The sequence below is a fragment of the Amycolatopsis sp. MtRt-6 genome (assembly GCF_017308975.1).
Lineage (GTDB): Bacteria > Actinomycetota > Actinomycetes > Mycobacteriales > Pseudonocardiaceae > Amycolatopsis.
This window is the reverse complement of the sequence record NZ_JADWPD010000030.1, coordinates 40024-58158: the sequence shown is the minus strand read 5'-3', so window position 1 is coordinate 58158 and position 18135 is coordinate 40024. Positions and strand designations below refer to the sequence as shown.

General features: G+C 71.3%; 19 protein-coding genes. 8 read left to right on the top strand and 11 right to left on the bottom strand.

The window, feature by feature from the left end:
- Positions 1-10 precede the first annotated feature (10 nt).
- Positions 11-505 (top strand): hypothetical protein, encoded by a 495-nt coding sequence (locus I4Q55_RS37295; protein WP_206794913.1) that lies wholly within the window; start codon positions 11-13, stop codon positions 503-505.
- Here I4Q55_RS37295 and I4Q55_RS37290 read toward each other — a convergent pair.
- Together I4Q55_RS37290 and I4Q55_RS37285 are read right to left on the bottom strand one after the other, a co-directional pair.
- Positions 472-1863 (bottom strand): MFS transporter, encoded by a 1392-nt coding sequence (locus I4Q55_RS37290; protein WP_206794910.1) that lies wholly within the window; start codon positions 1861-1863, stop codon positions 472-474. The genes I4Q55_RS37295 and I4Q55_RS37290 overlap by 34 nt on opposite strands.
- Positions 1860-3422 carry an NAD(P)/FAD-dependent oxidoreductase gene (locus tag I4Q55_RS37285; RefSeq protein WP_307793420.1) on the bottom strand — a complete coding sequence of 521 codons (1563 nt, stop codon included), beginning with the start codon at positions 3420-3422 and terminating at the stop codon, positions 1860-1862. The genes I4Q55_RS37290 and I4Q55_RS37285 overlap by 4 nt, the downstream gene beginning before the upstream one ends.
- Positions 3423-3600: 178 nt before the next feature.
- On the opposite strand from I4Q55_RS37285, the gene I4Q55_RS37280 reads away from it, so the two are divergent.
- Complete coding sequence (locus tag I4Q55_RS37280) at positions 3601-4182, top strand: ClpP family protease (RefSeq protein ID WP_206794908.1); 582 nt, start codon at positions 3601-3603, stop codon at positions 4180-4182.
- A 161-nt stretch (positions 4183-4343) separates the two neighbouring features.
- Here I4Q55_RS37280 and I4Q55_RS37275 read toward each other — a convergent pair whose 3' ends face one another.
- The 4 genes from I4Q55_RS37275 to I4Q55_RS37260 form a co-directional block, all read right to left on the bottom strand.
- Positions 4344-6398, bottom strand: a complete 2055-nt coding sequence (locus I4Q55_RS37275) for a M3 family metallopeptidase (protein ID WP_206794906.1) — start codon at positions 6396-6398, stop codon at positions 4344-4346.
- 93 nt (positions 6399-6491) lie between these two features.
- Entirely contained in the window at positions 6492-7199 is a 708-nt protein-coding gene (locus I4Q55_RS37270) for a histidine phosphatase family protein (protein ID WP_206794904.1), read from the bottom strand.
- A 57-nt stretch (positions 7200-7256) separates the two neighbouring features.
- Positions 7257-8099, bottom strand: coding sequence for an undecaprenyl-diphosphate phosphatase (locus I4Q55_RS37265; protein ID WP_206794902.1), 843 nt, complete (start codon positions 8097-8099; stop codon positions 7257-7259).
- Position 8100: 1 nt separating this feature from the next.
- On the bottom strand, positions 8101-9138 hold the full coding sequence (locus I4Q55_RS37260; RefSeq protein WP_206794899.1) for an LLM class F420-dependent oxidoreductase: 1038 nt from the start codon (positions 9136-9138) through the stop codon (positions 8101-8103).
- A gap of 86 nt (positions 9139-9224) precedes the next feature.
- On the opposite strand from I4Q55_RS37260, the gene I4Q55_RS37255 reads away from it, so the two are divergent.
- The 3 genes from I4Q55_RS37255 to I4Q55_RS37245 all read left to right on the top strand — a co-directional run bounded on the left by I4Q55_RS37255 (position 9225) and on the right by I4Q55_RS37245 (position 11526).
- Entirely contained in the window at positions 9225-10193 is a 969-nt protein-coding gene (locus I4Q55_RS37255; RefSeq protein ID WP_206794897.1) for an aldo/keto reductase, read from the top strand.
- Between the two features lie 98 nt (positions 10194-10291).
- Positions 10292-11305: a YncE family protein gene (locus I4Q55_RS37250; RefSeq protein ID WP_206795087.1), complete on the top strand. Its 1014-nt coding sequence runs from the start codon at positions 10292-10294 to the stop codon at positions 11303-11305.
- A complete protein-coding gene (locus tag I4Q55_RS37245) occupies positions 11302-11526 on the top strand; it encodes a DUF5703 family protein (protein WP_004561940.1) in 225 nt (74 codons plus the stop codon). Before I4Q55_RS37250 ends, I4Q55_RS37245 begins: the two co-directional genes overlap by 4 nt.
- Here I4Q55_RS37245 and I4Q55_RS37240 read toward each other — a convergent pair.
- Genes I4Q55_RS37240 through I4Q55_RS37230 form a run of 3 tightly spaced genes read right to left on the bottom strand, consistent with a single transcriptional unit; the run spans position 11523 to position 13249 of the window.
- Positions 11523-12251 carry an SRPBCC domain-containing protein gene (locus tag I4Q55_RS37240; RefSeq protein ID WP_206794895.1) on the bottom strand — a complete coding sequence of 243 codons (729 nt, stop codon included), beginning with the start codon at positions 12249-12251 and terminating at the stop codon, positions 11523-11525. The genes I4Q55_RS37245 and I4Q55_RS37240 overlap by 4 nt on opposite strands.
- On the bottom strand, positions 12241-12840 hold the full coding sequence (locus I4Q55_RS37235) for a helix-turn-helix domain-containing protein (RefSeq protein ID WP_206794893.1): 600 nt from the start codon (positions 12838-12840) through the stop codon (positions 12241-12243). The genes I4Q55_RS37240 and I4Q55_RS37235 overlap by 11 nt, the downstream gene beginning before the upstream one ends.
- A 31-nt stretch (positions 12841-12871) precedes the next feature.
- Positions 12872-13249: a MerR family transcriptional regulator gene (locus I4Q55_RS37230; RefSeq protein WP_206794891.1), complete on the bottom strand. Its 378-nt coding sequence runs from the start codon at positions 13247-13249 to the stop codon at positions 12872-12874.
- Between the two features lie 28 nt (positions 13250-13277).
- On the opposite strand from I4Q55_RS37230, the gene I4Q55_RS37225 reads away from it, so the two are divergent.
- Complete coding sequence (locus I4Q55_RS37225; RefSeq protein ID WP_206794889.1) at positions 13278-13976, top strand: methyltransferase domain-containing protein; 699 nt, start codon at positions 13278-13280, stop codon at positions 13974-13976.
- On the opposite strand, the gene I4Q55_RS37220 is transcribed toward I4Q55_RS37225, so the two are convergent.
- Positions 13954-14835, bottom strand: a complete 882-nt coding sequence (locus I4Q55_RS37220; RefSeq protein ID WP_206794887.1) for an alpha/beta fold hydrolase — start codon at positions 14833-14835, stop codon at positions 13954-13956. The two genes, I4Q55_RS37225 and I4Q55_RS37220, sit on opposite strands and share 23 nt — an antisense overlap.
- Positions 14835-16157, bottom strand: a complete 1323-nt coding sequence (locus tag I4Q55_RS37215; protein ID WP_206794885.1) for a M20/M25/M40 family metallo-hydrolase — start codon at positions 16155-16157, stop codon at positions 14835-14837. Before I4Q55_RS37215 ends, I4Q55_RS37220 begins: the two co-directional genes overlap by 1 nt.
- Before the next feature lie 189 nt (positions 16158-16346).
- Between I4Q55_RS37215 and I4Q55_RS37210 the strand changes: the two genes are divergently transcribed.
- Positions 16347-17375 carry an ABC transporter substrate-binding protein gene (locus I4Q55_RS37210; RefSeq protein WP_307793415.1) on the top strand — a complete coding sequence of 343 codons (1029 nt, stop codon included), beginning with the start codon at positions 16347-16349 and terminating at the stop codon, positions 17373-17375.
- 149 nt (positions 17376-17524) lie between these two features.
- The gene (locus I4Q55_RS37205) at positions 17525-18133 is read left to right on the top strand and encodes an HAD family acid phosphatase (RefSeq protein WP_206794883.1); all 609 of its coding nucleotides are present in this window, start codon (positions 17525-17527) and stop codon (positions 18131-18133) included.
- The last annotated feature ends 2 nt before the right edge of the window (positions 18134-18135 follow it).

Sequence of the window (18135 nt, the reverse complement as noted above, 5' to 3'; positions counted from 1 at the left end):
GGAGCCCACCGTGCCCGTCACCCCCGCCGACCTGCGCGCCCTGCTGGGTGAAGACCTGCACGCCGAAGTGGTCGAATACTTCACCGCGAAAACCGACCACCCCGCCACCTTCGTCGAACGCCAGGTCCTCGAATGCCTGCGCTACCTCTACCTCGTCTCCGCCCACCAGGACCGCCTCGCCGGCACCTTCCTCCCGGTCGAACAGGAAATCGACGAAATCTGGCACTACCTCATCCTGCAAACCCGCGAATACCGCGAATTCTGCGCCCGCCTGCCCGGCGCGTTCTTCATCGAACACCGCAGCATCGGCTACACCGAATACGCCGGCGAAACACCCCGCGAACGCACCGCCACCGAAGCTCTCCAATGGATCCCCCTCTACCAGGAAGCCTTCGGCCCCTTCGAAGCCGACGCCCTGCCCCATTGGACGATGCCCCGCTTCCTCCACGAGCAAATGGACATGTCCCTGGCTCAGATCGCCGAACTGGACATGGCCTCCCTCTGACCCGCCACCGCCACCGCGATCGCCACCACCAGTTGCACCCCCAGCACCACAGCGAACGCGGTGGCGTACCCGGCCCCGGCCAGTCCCGTGTAGACCGACCCCAGCCCGGCCACCCCCACCGCCATCGCCCCCTGCTGCGTGGTCACCAGCACACCCCCGCCCGCCCCCGCGAACTCCCCCGGCACCGCACCCAGCACCGAAATCTGCGACGACCCCACCACCAGCGCCTGCCCCAGGCCGACCAGCACCAGACCCGGCACGATCCACCACACCGCCCCACCGGCCGCCAGCACTCCCAGCAGCCACACCACCCCCGCGGCCTGCACCAGCGCCCCGGCCGCCAGCACCCCGTCGCCCCGCTTCACCCGCAACCGCGGCACGGCGAACGACCCCACCAGGAACGCCGCCGACATCGGCACCACCGTCAGCCCGGCCACCGCCGGCGCCAACCCGAACCCGTCCTGCACGGTCAACGGCAACGCGAACAGATACCCCGCCCACGCCGCCAGGAACGGCGCCACCACCAGCAACCCCCGCCGCACCTTCGGCGCGGCCAGCACCGACGGCGGCAGCAACGGCACCCGCCCCCGCGCCACCACCCGCTGCTCCGTCCGCCACAACGCCACCACCGCGACCGGAACCAGCGCCAGCACCACGACCACCCACCACGGCCACCCCAGCACCGGCCCCCGGTTCAACCCCACCAGCAGCAACACGATCACCAACGCCAGCAACACCGTCCCGCGCACATCCACCCCCATCGGCCGCGGCGACCGCGTGTCCGGCACCAGCACCACCGCCAGCACCACCGCCACCACCCCCAGCGGCAGGTTCACCAGGAACACCAACCGCCACGACGTCCCCCACAGGTCCGCCTGCACCAGCACGCCACCCAGCACCAGCCCGAGAATCGCCGCGAACCCCGCCGCCGCGGCATAGAAACTCATCGCCCGCGGCCGCCGCTCCGGCGACTCCGCCGCCTGGATCGTCCCCAGCACCTGCGGCGGAATCAACGCCCCCGCCGCACCCTGCAACACCCGCGCCGCCACCAGCCACCCACCCGAGCCCGCCACCGCGCACAACAACGACGCGACCGTGAACCCCACCAGCCCGGCCACGAGCACCCGCCGCCGCCCCCAGGCGTCACCCAGCCGGCCCCCCAGCACCAGAAACACCGTGAACGCCAACCCGTACCCGGCGACCACCAGCTCCAGCTCCGCCCCCGAAGCCCCCAGATCACCCGCGATCGCCGGCAGCGCCACGTTGACGATGAACGCATCCGTCATCGGCAGCAACGCCGCCAGCAACACCACCGCCAGCCCCGCACGCCCCAGCCTCCCCTGCTCGACCGTCGTCATGCGAAACGGAACCCCCGATAGCCCTCCGCCGCGACCCCGTCGCAGATCCGCCGGTACGCGTCCAACCCCCCGGCGAACGGCGCGAACACCCGCGCCTTCCCCTCGACATTCGCCCCCACGTAATAGGAATCCGTCCGCGGGTACAACGTCCGCCCCGCCAGCTCCGCCACCCGCGCCACCCACTCGTCCTGCGCGGACTCCAGCGCCTCCACCTCGACCGCACCCCGATCCCGCGCCGCCACCAGCAGATCGCACAACCACTCCACATGGTGCTCGATCGCCCGCAGCACGTTCGACAACACCATCGTGCTACCCGGCCCCGTCACCGTGAAGAGATTCGGAAACCCCGCCACCGCCAGCCCCAGGTAACTGCGCGGACCGTCCCGCCAGACATCACCCAGCGACCGCCCACCGCGCCCCCGGACCCCCAGCCGCGTCAACGCCCCGGTGAACGCGTCGAACCCCGTCGCCAGCACCAGCACGTCCAGCACATGCTCACCCCGCGCCGTGCGGACCCCCTTCTCCGTCACCGCCTCGATCGGATCCGCACGCAGATCCACCAACCGCACGTGCGGCAGGTTGAACGTCTCGTGGTAACCGTCGTCCACACACAACCGCTTCGTCCCGATCGGATACCCGGACGGCACCAGCGCCTCCGCCGTCCCCGGATCCCGCACCACCGCACGCACGCGCTCCCGGAAGTAGTCCGCCAGCACCGCGTTCGCCGCCAGATCACGCCCCGTGTCGGTGAACGTCGCCACGATGTGCGTCCCCCCACGCGCCCACGCCCGGTCCAGCTCCGCGGTCCGCTCCGCCGGATCGGTCTCCAGCGCGGCCCGGCCGGTCCCGGTCACCGGATGCCCGAACCGCGTCGTCCGCGCGTCCACCAGCTTCCGCTCGTACCCGGCGACCGCCGCGTCCCGTTCCGCCTGCGTCAACGGCCGGTTGCGCGCCGGCACGCTGAAGTTGGCCGTCCGCTGGAAAACCACCAGCTCCGCGGCCTCCTTCGCCAGCTCCGGCACCACCTGGATCCCCGACGAGCCGGTGCCGATCACCCCGACCCGCCGCCCCGCCAGCCCGACCGGCTCCGCCGGCCACCGCGACGTCCGCAACACCGTCCCGCCGAAGCTGTCCAAACCGGGGAAGGCCGGCGTGTGCACCGCCGACATGCACCCCACGGCCGTCACCAGGAACCGGCACCGCACCCGCTCCCCGGCGTCGGTGCGCACCGACCAGCCACCGTCCTCGAACACCGCACCGACGACCGTCGTCCCGAAGGTGATGTGCGGCCACAACCCCCGCCGATCGGCGAAGTGCTCGGCGTAGCGCAGGATCTCCGGCTGACCGGCAAACCGCTCCGACCACTGCCAGGACTCGTACAGCTCCCGGTCGTGCAGATACGAGTAATCCAAGCTCTCCACGTCACACCGGGCACCGGGATACCTGTTCCAGAACCACGTGCCACCGACCCCCGAGGCCGATTCGTAGGCGTGGCACGAAAACCCCCGCCGGCGAAGCTGGTCCAGCACGTGCAACCCGGCGAAGCCGGCTCCGACCACCACGATGTCCCACACATGATCGACCTTACCCAGAAACGGACATATGTGGCATATAAGTCACATCATCCGCCCATCGCAGAACTTCCCCCCCATTGGCGGTTTCTCGCCCGCAGCGAACACCGAACGCTCACAGCGAAACCGGCGCCCCGGCCATGATCGCCGGCCGTACCGTCGCCCCATGACCCTTCTCGCCCTACCCGGCCTGCAGGCGCCCGGCCAAACCCCCACCGACTCGGTCTACGAACAGCTCCTCCGCGACCGCATCGTCTTCCTCGGCTCCGAAGTCAACGACGACGTCGCCAACCGGATCATCGCCCAGCTGCTCCTGCTCGCCGCCGACGACCCCGCCAAGGACATCACCTTCTACATCAACTCACCCGGCGGCTCCGTCACCGCCGGCATGGCCATCTACGACACCATGCAGCTCGTCAAACCCGACGTCTCCACCTGGGGACTCGGCTTCGTCGCCTCCATGGGCCAGTTCCTGCTCTCCTCCGGCACCCCCGGCAAGCGCTACCTGCTTCCCAACACCCGGATCGTCATGCACCAGCCCTCGGCAGGCATCAGCGGCGCCGCCACCGACATCGCCATCCAGGCCGAGGTCTTCGGCAAGATGAAACGCCGCATCGCCGAAATCACCGCACGGCAGACCGGCCAGACCGTCGAGCGCATCACCGCCGACGCCGACCGCGACCGCTGGTTCGACGCCGACGAAGCCCTGACGTACGGCTTCGTCGACCACATCGTCGCCGCCGGCTGACCACAGGGTTCCGGCAAGCCGTCCGAGCAGCCGGGCTCAGTCGGGTCCCCACCCCGTCCTTGCGGTTTTCGGGCACCAAAGCCGCCGGAGCGATTTTTCAAAAATCGCTCCGGCGTATAGGTCGTTATACACTTATTGAGGTCACTGACGCGGCCGGGTGGTCAGGCTCCGCCGAGACCTCGGCGGGCCAGCAACGGCTCGATCTCGGGGTCCCTGCCCCGGAAGGCGCGGAACGCGTCCATCGGGTCGATGCTCCCTCCCCTGCCGAGCAGGGTGCGGCGGAAGTGGTCGCCGTTCTCGCGGGTCAGTCCCCCGTTGTCGCGGAACCATTGGACGGTGTCGGCGTCGAGGACCTCGCTCCAGATGTAGGAGTAGTACCCGGCGCTGTAGCCGCCGCTGAAGATGTGGGCGAAGTACGTGGTGCGGTAGCGCGGCGGGATCGCGTCGACGGCGACGCCGGCCTTCACGAGGGCTTCCGCCTCGAACCGCTGCACCTCCGCCACGCGGTCGTCGACGCCGAGGCCGTGCCAGGCCTGGTCGAGCAGGGAGGCCGCGAGGTACTCGGTGGTGGAGAACCCTTCGCCGTACTGCTGGGCGGCGAGCAGCTTCTCGACCTGCTCCTGCGGCAGCGCCTCCCCCGTCTCGTGGTGCTTGGCGTAGTTCGCCAGCACCTCGGGCCACAGCATCCACATCTCGTTGACCTGCGACGGGTACTCGACGAAGTCGCGGGGCACGTTGGTGCCGGAGAAGGTCGGGTAGCGGACCGCGGAGACCAGCGCGTGGAGGGCGTGGCCGAACTCGTGGAACGCGGTGACGAGCTCGTCGAAGGTGAGCAGGGTCGGCTCGCCCGACGGCGGCTTGTTCACGTTGAGCACGTTGACCACGACCGTCTTGCGGCCGAGCAGCTCGGACTGGTCGACGAAGGTGTTCATCCAGGCGCCGCCGCGCTTGGCGTCGCGGGTGTACAGGTCGAGCAGGTACAGGCCGAGCGGGGTGCCGTCGGCGTCGAAGACCTCGAAGGTCCGGACCTCCGGGTGGTACTTCGGCAGGTCGTCGCGCTCGGTGAACGTCAGGCCGTACAGCCGGGTCGCGGCGAAGAAGACGCCGTCGAGGTACACGCGGTCGGCCTCGAAGTACGGGCGCAGCGCCTCGGTGTCGACGTCGAAGCGCTCGCGGCGGACCTGGGCGGCGTAGAACGGCCAGTCCGAGGGCCGCAGCTTGGCGCCCGGCACGTCGGCTTCGAGCAACTGCTGGAGTTCCGCGGCTTCGGCGCGGGCGTTCGCGACGGCGGCGGGCGCCAGCCGCTCCAGCAGCCCGGCGGCGGCTTCGGCCGTCTTCGCCGTCTCGTCGGCGATGACGTACGCGGCGTGGTTCGGGTAGCCGAGCAGGGCAGCCCGTTCCGCGCGCAGGCGCACGATCTCGGCGACGACGGCGTTGTTGTCGCAGGCGTTGCCGCGGTTGCCCCGTGCCATCGACGCGGTGTGGATGCGCTCGCGGACCTCGCGGTCGCGCAGGGTCTCCAGCGGGGACGCCTGGCTGGTCGGCAGGCTCAGCGTGAGCACGTACTTGCCGTCCTCGCCGCGGGCGGACGCCGCTTCGGCCGCGGTGGCGATCGCGCCGTCGCCGAAGCCGTCGAGCTCGGCGCGGTCGGCGATGACGACGGCCAGGTCGTTGGTGTCCTTGAGCAGGTTCTGCTGGAACTTCGTCTGCAGCGTGGACAGCTGCTCGTTGAGCTCGCGCAGCCGGGCCTGCTCGGCCGCGCCGAGACCCGCGCCGGCGCGGCTGAAGTCGGTGTGCCGCCGTTCCAGCAGCCGCAGCGACTCCTCGTCGAGGCCGAGCTCACCGCGGCGGGCGTGGAGGGCGTCGATGCGGGCGAACAGCTGCGGGTTCAGGTGGATCGCGTCGTGGTGGGCGGCCAGCTTCGGCGCGAACTCCGCCTGGATGGCCTGGATCTCGTCGGTGCTGTTGGAGCCGGCCAGGTTGTAGAACACGCTCGCCACGCGGCCCAGCAGCTCGCCGGCGCGCTCGAGGGCCACGATGGTGTTCTCGAACGTCGGCTCGGCGTCCTGCGCCGCGATCTGCTCGATCTCCGCCGCGTGCTCGGCCAGCCCGGCCTCGAACGCGGGCCGGTAGTGCTCGTCGGAAATCCGGTCGAAGGGCGGCAGGGCGTAGGGCAGCTCGCTGGGTGCGGCGAACGGATTGTCCGGCGAAATCATCGGGCAGGCTCCTGGTCGGGGACAAACACTCGGTCCCGTCACCCTACGGGGTCCGCCTGGGTGGATGTCAGCGCTTTCCGGAGGTGGCCAAGCTCACCGCCCGGTGGTACCGCCCACGACGGCGTCGCTGCTCGACGTGGTCTTTTTGCCCCGTTTCGGCTTCGGTTCCGGCGGCACGATGCCCCGCAGGTCGCCGCCGTGGTCGTTGACCCGCATGACGAACGGCCGCGTCTCGGTGTAGCGCACGACCGAGATCGACGCCGGGTCGACGACGATCCGCTGGAAGGCGTCGAGGTGCTGGCCGAGCGCGTCGGCCAGGATGGACTTGATGACGTCGCCGTGGCTGCACAGCAGCCAGACGGCGTGGTCGCCGTGCTCGGCGGCGATCCGCCGGTCGTGGGCGCGGACCGCGGCCACCGACCGCGCCTGCATCTGGGCGAGGCCCTCGCCACCCGGGAACACCGCGGCCGAGGCGTGCGCCTGCACGACCCGCCAGAGCGGCTCCTTCGCCAGGTGCCTGATCTCCTTGCCCGTCCAGTCGCCGTAGTCCACTTCGGACAATCCGGGCTCGACGAGCTTCTCGAGCCCGCGCGCGGCGGCCAGCGGGGCGACGGTCTGCTTGCACCGCAGCATGGGCGACACGACCAGCCCGGCCAGCGGCACACCGTCGAGCCGTTCGACGAGCTTCTCCGCCTGGCCGCGTCCGGTGTCGTCGAGACTGACCTTCGGGGACCGCCCGGCCAGGACGCCGGAGCCGTTGGCCGTCGATTTGCCGTGCCTGAGCAGAATGACCGTACTCACGGGCCCCACCCTACGTGGGGACCGATCAAGCGGTCCCCACGCGGGCGGATCACGGGCTCAGTGGCCGACCGGACCCGCGTTCGGGTCCAGCGCGCCGGTGAAGATCAGCACGAACAGCAGCACGCCCAGCACCAGCCGGTACACCACGAACGGCACGAAGCTGCGCTTCTTGATGTAGGCCATCAGCCACGCGATCACGATGTACCCGACGCCGAAGGCGACCAGCGTGGCCAGGATCGTCGGACCCCACTGGGCGGGCACGTCACCCGAGCCGATGTCCTTGAGCTTGTACACCCCCGACCCGAACACCGCCGGCAGCGCGAGCAGGAACGAGTACTCCGCCGCCTCCGCGCGGGTGTAGCCGAGCAGCAGGCCCGCGCTGGTCGTGCCACCCGAACGGGACACGCCCGGGATCAGGGCCAGCGCCTGCGCGAAGCCGAACCCGAGCCCGTGCCGCACGGTCAGGTCGTCCAGCGTCCGCTCCTGCTTCCCGATCCGGTCGGCGACCAGCAAGATCAGGCCGAACACGATGAGCACGGACGCGGTGATCCGCAGGTCGCGGAACGCGCTGTCGATCTGGTCCTGCAGTAGCAGCCCGAGCAGCACGATCGGCAGCGAGCCGACGATGATCAGCCAGCCCAGCCGGGCGTCCGGGTCACGGCGCCACTCCGGCTTGTACACCGAGAAGAACCACGCCCGCAGGATCCGGCCGATCTTCGAGCCGAAGTAGATGATCACCGCCAGCTCGGTGCCGATCTGGGTGACGGCGGTGAACGCCGCGCCCGGGTCGTCCCAGCCCGCCAGGGCCGCGACGATCCGCAGGTGCGCGCTCGAGGAGATCGGGAGGAACTCCGTCAGGCCCTGGACCAGGCCCAGGACCAGTGCTTCGAACCAGCCCACGTCAGGCCACCCCCGCCAGTTCGAGCGCCTCGACGGCCGTGCGCAAGGCCGCGGCCGGCTCCGGCGTGTAGGGCGACACCGACAGGGTCGTCACGCCGGCTTCGGCGTATTCCGTCATCTTCTCCGCGATCCGTTCCTTCGGGCCCAGCAGCGACGTCGCGTCGAGGAACTCGGCAGGCACCGCCGCCATCGCCCCCGCCCGGTCGCCCGCCAGGTACTTCTCCTGCACTTCGGCGGCCTCGGCCGCGAATCCCATCCGGCACGCCAGCCGGTTGTAGAAGTTCTTCTCCTTGCTCCCCATCCCCCCGAGGTACAGCGCCGCGTAACCGCGGACGGCGTCCGCGCAGGTCCGCCAGTCGTCGCCGGGCACCAGCGGCACGGACGGGACGACGTCGAAGCCGGCCAGGTCGCGCCCGGCCCGCTCGGCGCCGGCGCGGACGTGGGCCAGCTGCTCCCCCGCGTGCGCCGGCGAGAAGAACACCGGCAGCCAGCCGTCGGCGATCTCGCCGGCCAGCTCCAGGTTCTTCGGGCCGATCGCGGCCAGGTACAGCGGGATGTGCTTGCGGGCCGGCCGCACCGTCAGCCGCAGCGCCTTCCCGGGACCGTCCGGCAGCGGCAGCGTGAAGTGCTCGCCCTCGAACTTCAGCCGCTCACGGCGCAACGCGGTCCGGACGATCTGCGCGTACTCCCGGGTGCGCCCCACCGGCGAGGCGAACCGGACGCCGTGCCAGCCCTCGGACACCTGCGGGCCGGACACGCCGAGGCCGAGCCGGAACCGGCCACCCGACAGCGTGTCGAGCGTCGCCGCGGTCATCGCCGTCATCGCCGGCGTGCGGGCCGGGATCTGCAGCACGGCGGCCCCGACGTCGATCCGCGACGTCCGCGCCGCGATCCACGACAGCACGGTCACCGCGTCCGAGCCGTAGGCCTCCGCGGCCCACACCACCGCGTAACCGAGGTCGTCCGCCTGTCTGGCCAGGGCCAGGTTCGCGGGGTCGTTCCCCGCTCCCCAGTAGCCGAGATTGAGTCCGAGTCGCACGGGGCCAGACCCTAACGGGGGCCTTGATCGCGACACGACTCACCTTGGTCTCCTCCGGACGGGGCAGCCCACTAGGCTCGGCGGTCGTGGAAAAGCGACTGCTCGGCCGCTCGGGACTGCGCGTCTCCCGTATGGCGCTCGGCACCATGACCTGGGGTGGCGACACCGACGCGGAGGAAGCGGCCAGCCAGCTGGTCGCCTTCGTCGACGCCGGCGGCACCCTGGTGGACACGGCCGACATCTACGGCGAAGGCGAAAGCGAGCGGGTGCTCGGCTCGCTGCTCGGCGACCTCGTGCCCCGCGAAGACGTCGTCCTGGCGACGAAAGCCGTCGCCAAGCGCACCGACGGGCCCTTCGGCGGCGGCGCCTCGCGCGGCGCGCTGCTCGCCGCGCTCGACGGCTCGCTCAAGCGGCTCGGCACCGACCACATCGACCTCTGGCAGCTGCACGCCTGGGACGAGCACGTTCCGCTCGCCGAGACGCTCTCCGCGCTCGAGTACGCCGTGACCAGCGGGAAGGTCCGCTACGTCGGCGTCTCGAACTACGCGGGCTGGCAGCTGGCCACCGCGGCCGCCGGCGCCTCGGCCGCCGCTCCCCTCGTCTCCACCCAGGTCGAGTACTCGCTGCTGGAACGCGGGGTCGACCGCGAGGTCGTGCCCGCGGCCGCGCACCACGGCATCGGCCTGCTGCCATGGGCCCCGCTCGGCCGCGGCGTGCTCACCGGCAAGTACCGCACCGGCACGCCCGCCGACTCCCGCGGCGCGAACAGCGCCTACGCCGGGTACGTCGAGCACCACCGCACCGACCGCGCCGCCCGGATCGTGCAGGCCGTCGCGACCGCCGCCGACGGGCTCGGCACGTCCCCGCTCGCGGTGGCACTGGCCTGGGTCCGCGACCGGCCCGGCGTCGTCGCCCCGGTCGTCGGCGCGCGGGACACCGGCCAGCTCACCGGCTCGCTGACGGCGGAGGACATCACCCTCCCGCCCGCCATCCGGTCCGCGCTCGACGACGTCAGCGCGATCGAGGTCGGCTATCCCGAACGCTGGCCGCGGTGAGCGCCAGGTGTCTGTTCGGTGACACGCACGTGACGGCACGGGGATCGAGGAGCATGCTGGTGAAGACCAACCGCCGAGGAACGCCTGGAGGCCGCAACGTGCGTCGGCTCGCCGCCGTGTCGTGGATCGCGCTCCCGCTCGCCGGTGCCCTGGTGCTCTCGGGCTGCTCGTCGGCCCAGTCGACCTCCGACGACCTGCAGATCGTGGCGAACCCGACCGCCGCGCGCCCGGCCGTCTCCCCCGCCGTGACCGTGAAGCCCGCCGGTCAGGTGCTCAGTGACGGCTCGGTGTCGGCCGTCGCCGTCGACGCGAAGACGTCGACCCTCGTCGTCGCGGTTTCTTCGCCTCCGGCCCTGCGGCTGTACGACCTGAACGCGCTCGCGTCACCCCCGGTGAATATGCCGTTATACGGGATCGCGTCCCGGCTGACGGTGACGCCGGGGCGGGTGGAGATCGCCGAACCCGGCCAGGGTGTGGTGCAGCAGCTGACGTTGCCGGACCGGAAGCTGACCGAGACGAAGACCGGCGGGCAGCCGGCGTCGAGCATCGTGTACGGCGCGGACAGGCTGGTCGCGATGGGGGCGGGCAAGGACATCAAGGTGCTGCCGGCGGCGGGTCCGGCGCGGACGATCGGCGGGCAGCTCTACAGCGCCGACGACGTCGTCGACACGGGCGACGGCGTGGTGGTGCTGGACCGGCTGCGGACCGCGGTGTTCTCGGTCGACGTCGCCGGCGGCAAGGTCGAGGAGGGCCTGCGGGCGGGCGACGGCGCCGCGAACGCCGTGGCGGACTCCTACGGCCGGGTGCTGGTGACCGACGCGCGAGCGGGGGCGCTGCTGGCGTTCTCGGCCGGTCCGCTGATCCTGCGGCAGCGGTACCCGGTGCCCGGCGGGGCGTACGGGATCGCTTACGACGCGACGCGCAGCCTGGCGTGGGTGACGCTCACCGAACGCAACGAAGTCGTCGGGTTCGACGTCCGCGGCGGCGAGCCCGTGGAGAAGTACCGGTTCCCCACCGTGCGCCAGCCGGACTCGGTGGGGGTGGACGAGAAGAGCGGCCGGGTGATCGTGGGCTCGGCCGCCGGAGAAGGGACCCAGGTGATCCAGCCATGACAGCGGTCAGCGAGGCGGTGGTCGAAGGGGATTGGGAGTATCGCCGCCTGCACCTCCCCCCGGGTGTGTCCCGGCGTGCGGCGGCGATCCAGCTCTCCATCCACGCGGAGTTCGCGGGCTGGGAACTGCGCACGGTCCGGCTCTACGCCGACGGCACGCGCCGGGTCTGGCTGCGCCGCAAGAAGACGGCGCAGAGCCTGCCCGGCGCGCTGCCGACCTAGCCGAACACGCGGTTCAGCCAGTCGCTCCAGGCCTTCTCCTCGACCTCCGGGTTCGCGCCCGGGGCGAAGAGGTGGTGGCCGGCGACCATGGGGCCGTGGAAGCCGCGCAGGAAGCGGAACATCGCGTCCGCCGTCCGCACGCCCACGGTCTGGTCGTTCACGGCGTAGACCACGCCGTCCTGGCCGATCCGGACCCGGTCGCCCGCGGCGGGCCGCGCCGGCAGCCCGAGCGCCGCGCCGAGGCGCGTCCACGCCTCGTCCCAGTCCCGCACCGGCGGGCCGAAGGCGGTGACCGGGGTCGCGGTCCGCCCGGCGAAGTGCGTGACGTACTCGACCAGGGTGCGGAAGAACAGCTCGCCGCCGGTGGTCATCGCCTCGAACTCGTCCTCCCAGTCGTCGCCGGGGAGGAAGCCGCTGGTGACGCAGCGGATGACCGTGCTGCCGGCGTCGCGGCCCTCGATCAGGAACTCGTAGGCGATCCGCCGTCCGTCCGGCGCGGTGTCGCTGCCGTAGACGAGCCGTTCGAGCGGATCCCATTCCCGGATCCGGTACTCGGGCTGGTAAGCGCCGAACGCGCCGCGGATCGTGCCGCCGGTGCCGCCCTCGACCTCGTTGCGGCCCATGAACCACGAGTCGATGCCGGGCCCGGTCGCGATGGCGTCCCAGACCTCCTCCGGCGTCGCGGCGACTTCGGCGGCGTCGGTCAGTTCGAACTCATGCCCCATGGGCGGGCTCCTCCGGGACGCTGGGGTGGACGGCGACGACCACCCGGTGGTTGCGGCCCTTCTCGGCCGTCTCGTCGTGGTACTTCCCCACCAGTGTGGTGACCGCGGCGGTGAGCTCCTCGGCGAACGCGGCCCGGTCGGCGGCGGAGGCGAACCGCACCTCGCCGTCGAGCGCGAACGTCGCCACCCGCTGCTTGGCCCGCGCCGCGCCGGTGATCAGCAGGCCGACGTCGCGCACGAGCCGTCCGGCGACAGCGAGCAGCCACCGCGCCGAAAGCCGGTCGGGTGAGCGCGCCGGGTCCGGCTGCACCGCGGCCAGCGCCGTCGGCGAGATGACGTACGACGCCGCCGTCGCCCGCATCATCCGCTCCGTGACGTTGCCCTTGCGGCGCTCCTCGACCAGCTCGACCAGCCCGTGGCTCTCCAGGGCCCGCAGGTGGTAGTTGACCTTCTGGCGGGGCAGGCCGACGCGCGCGGCGAGCATCGTCGCCGAGGCCGGCTCGGCCAGTTCGGCCAGCAGCCGGGCCCGGACCGGGTCCAGCGACACCTCGGCCGCCGCCGCGTCTTCGATCACCGCCACGGGAAACATGCGCCCAGCATCCAGCCGAACAGAGAAATTGTCAAGAACGATCGAGCTGTCGGTCCAGGAGGGTCCGGAAGTGCGGACACGTCATGAGGTCGTCGTGCGGACAGTCGCCCTCGAGGAGTTCGAGCGCGGCCTGCGCCCGGGCGATCCGGGCCCGCAGCCGCTCCCGCTGCCGGGCGGCCATCGCCGCGCGGCCGGCCGCGGAGGAGTCGGTCAGCATCGACCGGATGTCCGCGAGCTCGAACCCGGCTTCCTTGGCGACCAGGATGGCGGCCACCCGGCGCAGGTCCGCGTCGGTGTAGCGGCGCCGGGCGCCCACGCGGGCGGGGGTCAGCAGCCCTTCCGCCTCCCAGTACCGCAGCACGTGGGCGGGCAGCCCGAAGCGGGCCGCCACTTCGCCGATTGACTTCATGTCGGCATTAAGTCGCAGGATGGGCGCCATGTCCACGTTGCTCACGCTCCTCGATGCCCTCGACGACCGCCCGCAGGCCGTCGACCTGCGGGAACGCACTTACGAAGCCCTCGGCGACACCGTGGTCGACGTCGGCTGCGGCAGCGGCCGGGCCGTCGGCGAGCTGGCCGCCCGCGGGGTCCGGGCCATCGGCGTCGACGCCGATCCCGCGATGGTCTCGACGGCGGCTGCCCGCTGGCCCGGGGGCGAGTTCCACATCGCCGACGCGGGTGCACTGCCCCTCGCCGGCGGTTCGGTGACCGGCTACCGCGCCGACAAGGTCCTGCATGTCGTGCCCGACCCCGCCCGCGCGGTCGCCGAGGCCTGCCGCGTCCTGGCCCGGGGCGGCCGCGCGGTGCTCACCGGCCAGGACTGGGACACGATCGTCGTCGACTCCGACGACCCGGTCCGCACCCGGCGGATCGTCCACACGCGCGCGGACGGGATGCCGCACCCCCGGATCGCCCGGAGGTACCGGAACCTCTTGCTGGACCACGGGTTCACCGACGTCACGGTCGAGGTCCGCACGCTGGTGTGGACGGACGCGGCGGCCCTCCCGGTGCTGGCCAACCTCGGCGGCGACGGCGCCTGGCTGGCCGAGCAGACGGCCCGGGCCCGCGAAGACCGGCTGTTCGTCGCGGTGCCGATCTTCGTCGCCGCGGGCACTAACTCCGGAGGCTCGCGTTGACCAGCGCGACGACCCGCGGCAGCACCTGAGCCGCGGCTTCCAGCGGCACCACGTGCCCGACGCCGGGCAGCACCACCGCCGTCCCGTTGCCGAGGCCGCGGACCCACTGCTCCACATCGGACGCCCGCACGATCCGGTCCCGCTCCCCCACGATCGCCGTCACCGGCAGGCCACCGACCTGGGCCAGGGCCGCGTCGCGGGCGTAGGCGTCCATTGCCGGGCGGAACAGCGACACCGTGTGGGGCCAGTTGCCGCGGATCATCTTCACCGTCAGCTCGACCAGGTCCGGGTCCGGGTCGTCGCCGAACAGCCACCAGCGCAGGCCCGCGCTCACCGCCCGGCTCGTGTGCTCGCGCACGACGCCGAACAGCTTCGAACCGAGCACCGCTTCGAGGTCGCGGGCCAGTTTCCCCAGCGCGTTCGGCCAGGTCGCGGACACCTCGGCGGCGAGCGTGCCCGACGACGTCGCCAGCAGCACCAGCCCCGACACCCGCGCGGCGAACAGGTCCGCGTGCCGCTGGGACAGCGACATGATCGCCAGGCCACCCATGTCGTGGCCGACCAGCACGACCCGGCCCTCGGGCACTTCGCGCGTCAGCAGCTCGGCGAGGTCGTCGCCGAGCTGGGCCATGGTCGCCGTGCCGCGCCGCGCCCGCCCCGAGCCGCCGTGGCCGCGCTGGTCGTAGGTCAGCACGGCCACCGGCCCGTCGGCGGCGTCCGGCACCAGCGGCGCGATGCGGCCCCAGCTGCGCTGGTCGAGCGCGTAGCCGTGGACGAACACCACGGTCACCGGCGCCGCCGGGTCGCCCCTGCGGATGAGCTGCAGGGACGTGCCGTCGGCGAGCGCGAACCCGGTCATCAGCTGGTGCGCAGGAACCGGTCCAGCACGCGGGTGCCGAACTTCAGCGCCTCGACCGGGACCCGCTCGTCGACGCCGTGGAACAGCGCCGAGAAGTCGAGGTCGGCCGGCAGCTTGAGCGGCGCGAAGCCGAAGTTGCGGATGCCGAGCTGCTGGAACGACTTCGCGTCGGTCCCGCCGGAGAGCATGTACGGCAGCGTCTTCGCCCCCGGGTCCTCGGCCAGCACGGCGGCGCTCATGGCGTCGACGAGCGCGCCGTCGAAGGTCGTCTCGACCGGCGGGAGCTCCATCCACTCCTTCTCGATGTCCGGGCCGAGCAGCTCGTCGAGCTCGCGGTCGAAGGCCTCCAGGCGCCCGGGCAGGATCCGGCAGTCGACCGCCGCCTCGGCGACCGACGGGATGACGTTCGACTTGTACCCGGCGGTGAGCATGGTCGGGTTGGCCGTGTCGCGCAGCGTCGCGCCGATCATCCGCGAGATGTTGCCCAGCTTGGCGACCGAGCCCTCCAGGTCGTCCTCGGGGAAGTCCCACCCGGTGATCTCGGTGACGCCGGCGAGGAACTCCCGGACCGAGTCGGTGAGCACGAGCGGGAAGCGGTGGTTGCCGAGCTTGGCCACGGCCTCGGCCAGCTTCGTGACGGCGTTGTCGCGGTGGATCATCGAGCCGTGCCCGGCGGTGCCGCGCACACGCAGCTTCATCCAGCGGATGCCCTTCTCCGCCGTCTCGATGAGGTAGGCGCGGACGTCGTCCTTGAGCGTGATCGAGAAGCCGCCGACCTCGCTGATCGCCTCGGTGACGCCTTCGAACAGCTCGGGGCGGTTCTCGACCAGCCACTGCGCGCCGTAGTGGCCGCCGGCCTCCTCGTCGGCCAGGAAGGCGAAGACCAGGTCGCGCGGCGGCACGACGTTGTGCATCTTGTAGTGCCGGGCCAGCGCGAGCGCCATCCCGCACATGTCCTTCATGTCGACCGCGCCGCGCCCCCAGACGTAGTCGTCCTGGATCGCCCCGGAGAAGGGGTGGACCGACCACTCCGACGGATCGGCGGGCACGGCGTCGAGGTGACCGTGGATCAGCAGGGCACCCCGGGACCGGTCGGCCCCTTCGAGCCGGACGATCACGTTGTGCCGGTTCTTCCCACCCGACTCGACGTAGGTGATCTCGTACCCGGCGTCGGTCAGCTTCTCCGCGACGTACTCGGCCGCCGCCCGCTCGCCGACCAGCGTGTCGGGATCGCCGGTGTTGGTCGTGTCGATGCGGATGAGCTCACTGGTCAGCGTGACGGCCTCGGCCGCGGCGGCTTCGATCAGGTTCGGTTCGGTCACCGGCCATTCCTATCACCCGGATGGCCGGGTGCGCTGGCTGCGCGCCTGCTCGGCGGTTCTCCCCCGCATCCTGTCCGGTCGCGAGGCCGAAGCGCCGTTCTCCACCTGGCCGGCGCTCTAGCCTTGTCACGGAAATGAGCGCCATCGGCGCGGACCTCGGGTGAGCGACAGCACCCGAGATCCGCGCGCATGCCCCGTCCCACCACACGAAAAGGCAGAAACATGACTGTCAGACGTTGGAAAATGGTGTGCTGCATGGCTTTCGCGGCCATGATCGGAGTCAGCGGGTGTTCCGCGCTGGGCGGGGCCGACGACGAGCCGGCCGGCGGCGGGTCCGGCGCCCTGGAGAAGACCTCCATCAAGGTCGCGACGTTGGTGAGCGTGGACCTCGTGCCGTTCTGGAAGGCGCTGGACGAGGGCTACTTCAGGGCCGTGGGTCTGGACGTGAAAGCCGAGAACGCCGACAGCGGTGCGGCGTCCCAGGGCAAGGTGATCAACGGCGAGGCGGACATCGCACTGACCACCTACCCGCTGTTCTTCATCGCGCAGCAGAGCAAGGCGGTCGACCTCCGGCTGGTGGCCGGCGCCACCTCGGCGAGCCCGAAGAGCAACCAGCTGATGGTCGCTCCGAATTCGCCCGTCAAGTCGGTCGAAGACCTGCCGGGCAAGCGCATCGCCATCACGTCGAAGAACGCCGCCTCGGACATCCTGACCCGGTCGATGATGCGGGACCACGGCGTCGACTACTCGACCGTCAAATGGGTGCCGGTGCTCCTGCCGAACATGGCGGCGGCACTGAAGGACAACCAGGTCGACGCGGCGTACATGCCCGAGCCCTTCCAGACCGAGGCATCGAACTCGATGGGCGCCACGCCGATTGTGGACGTCGCTTCCGGCAGCACGAAAGACTTCCCGATCACCGGCTTCGCCGCCACGGCGAAGTGGGCGGAGAAGAACAAGAACACGATGGCCGCCTTTCAGCTCGCCATGCTGAGGGCCACGCGCGACACCAACTCGAACCTCGACAACATCCGGCCACTACTGCCCAAGTACACCAAGGTCACCGAACGGACGGCGGCACTCGTAACCCTGCCGCACTACGTCTCCACGCTGGAGGTTCTGCCGATCCAGCGGGTCTCGGACAAGTTGCACGAACTCGGCGCCTTGCCGGAGCGACTCGACGCCGCCAACCTGATCGTGCAGCAGGTTCACCCCTGACCCACCGCGCACGCGCGGCGGGGAGATACCGAGGGCCCCGTCCTCATCGGGGCGGGGCCCTCGCCATTTCATGACGACGAGTCGAACATGAAACAAATTCGGCTACTCGTCGGTATCTTTCGCCCCGACCGGCTGGTGAACTGACAGCCATGTCACCCTCGAAAGCCCGCCTCGCCGTGGCCGGCACCGCTTCCGCCGCCCTGTTGCTGCTCGGCAGCGCCGGCACCGCCGATGCCCAGCCTGCCGCCACGTCCACCGCGGTGGCGGCCGCCGCGCCAAGTTATGCCACCTGGATCGCCGACGTCACCGCGGTCACCACCCCGGCCGCCGCCTACCTCGAGCAGCGGCTCGCCGTGCCCGGTGGCCGGAACGCGATCGTGCTCGACATCGACAACACCAGCCTTGAGACCCACTACAACCCCGCGTTCACGACGCCGGCGATCAAGCCGGTCCTCGCGCTCGCCGAGCTCGCCAAGGCCAAAGGCGCCGCGGTCCTGTTCGTCAGCGACCGCACCGAAGTGATCCGGTGGCCGACCGAGGGGAACCTCAAGGCGGTCGGGTACCCGACCGACGGGCTCTACCTGCGTCCCCTGTTCAACTTCGACCCGGTGCAGACCAACAAGACCAAGGCCCGGATCGCCATCGAGCAGGCCGGCTACACCATCGTCGCGAACATCGGCAACAACCTGACCGACCTCGACGGCGGCCACGCCGAGCGGACCTTCAAGCTGCCCGACTACAACGGCGCCCTGTCCTGAAG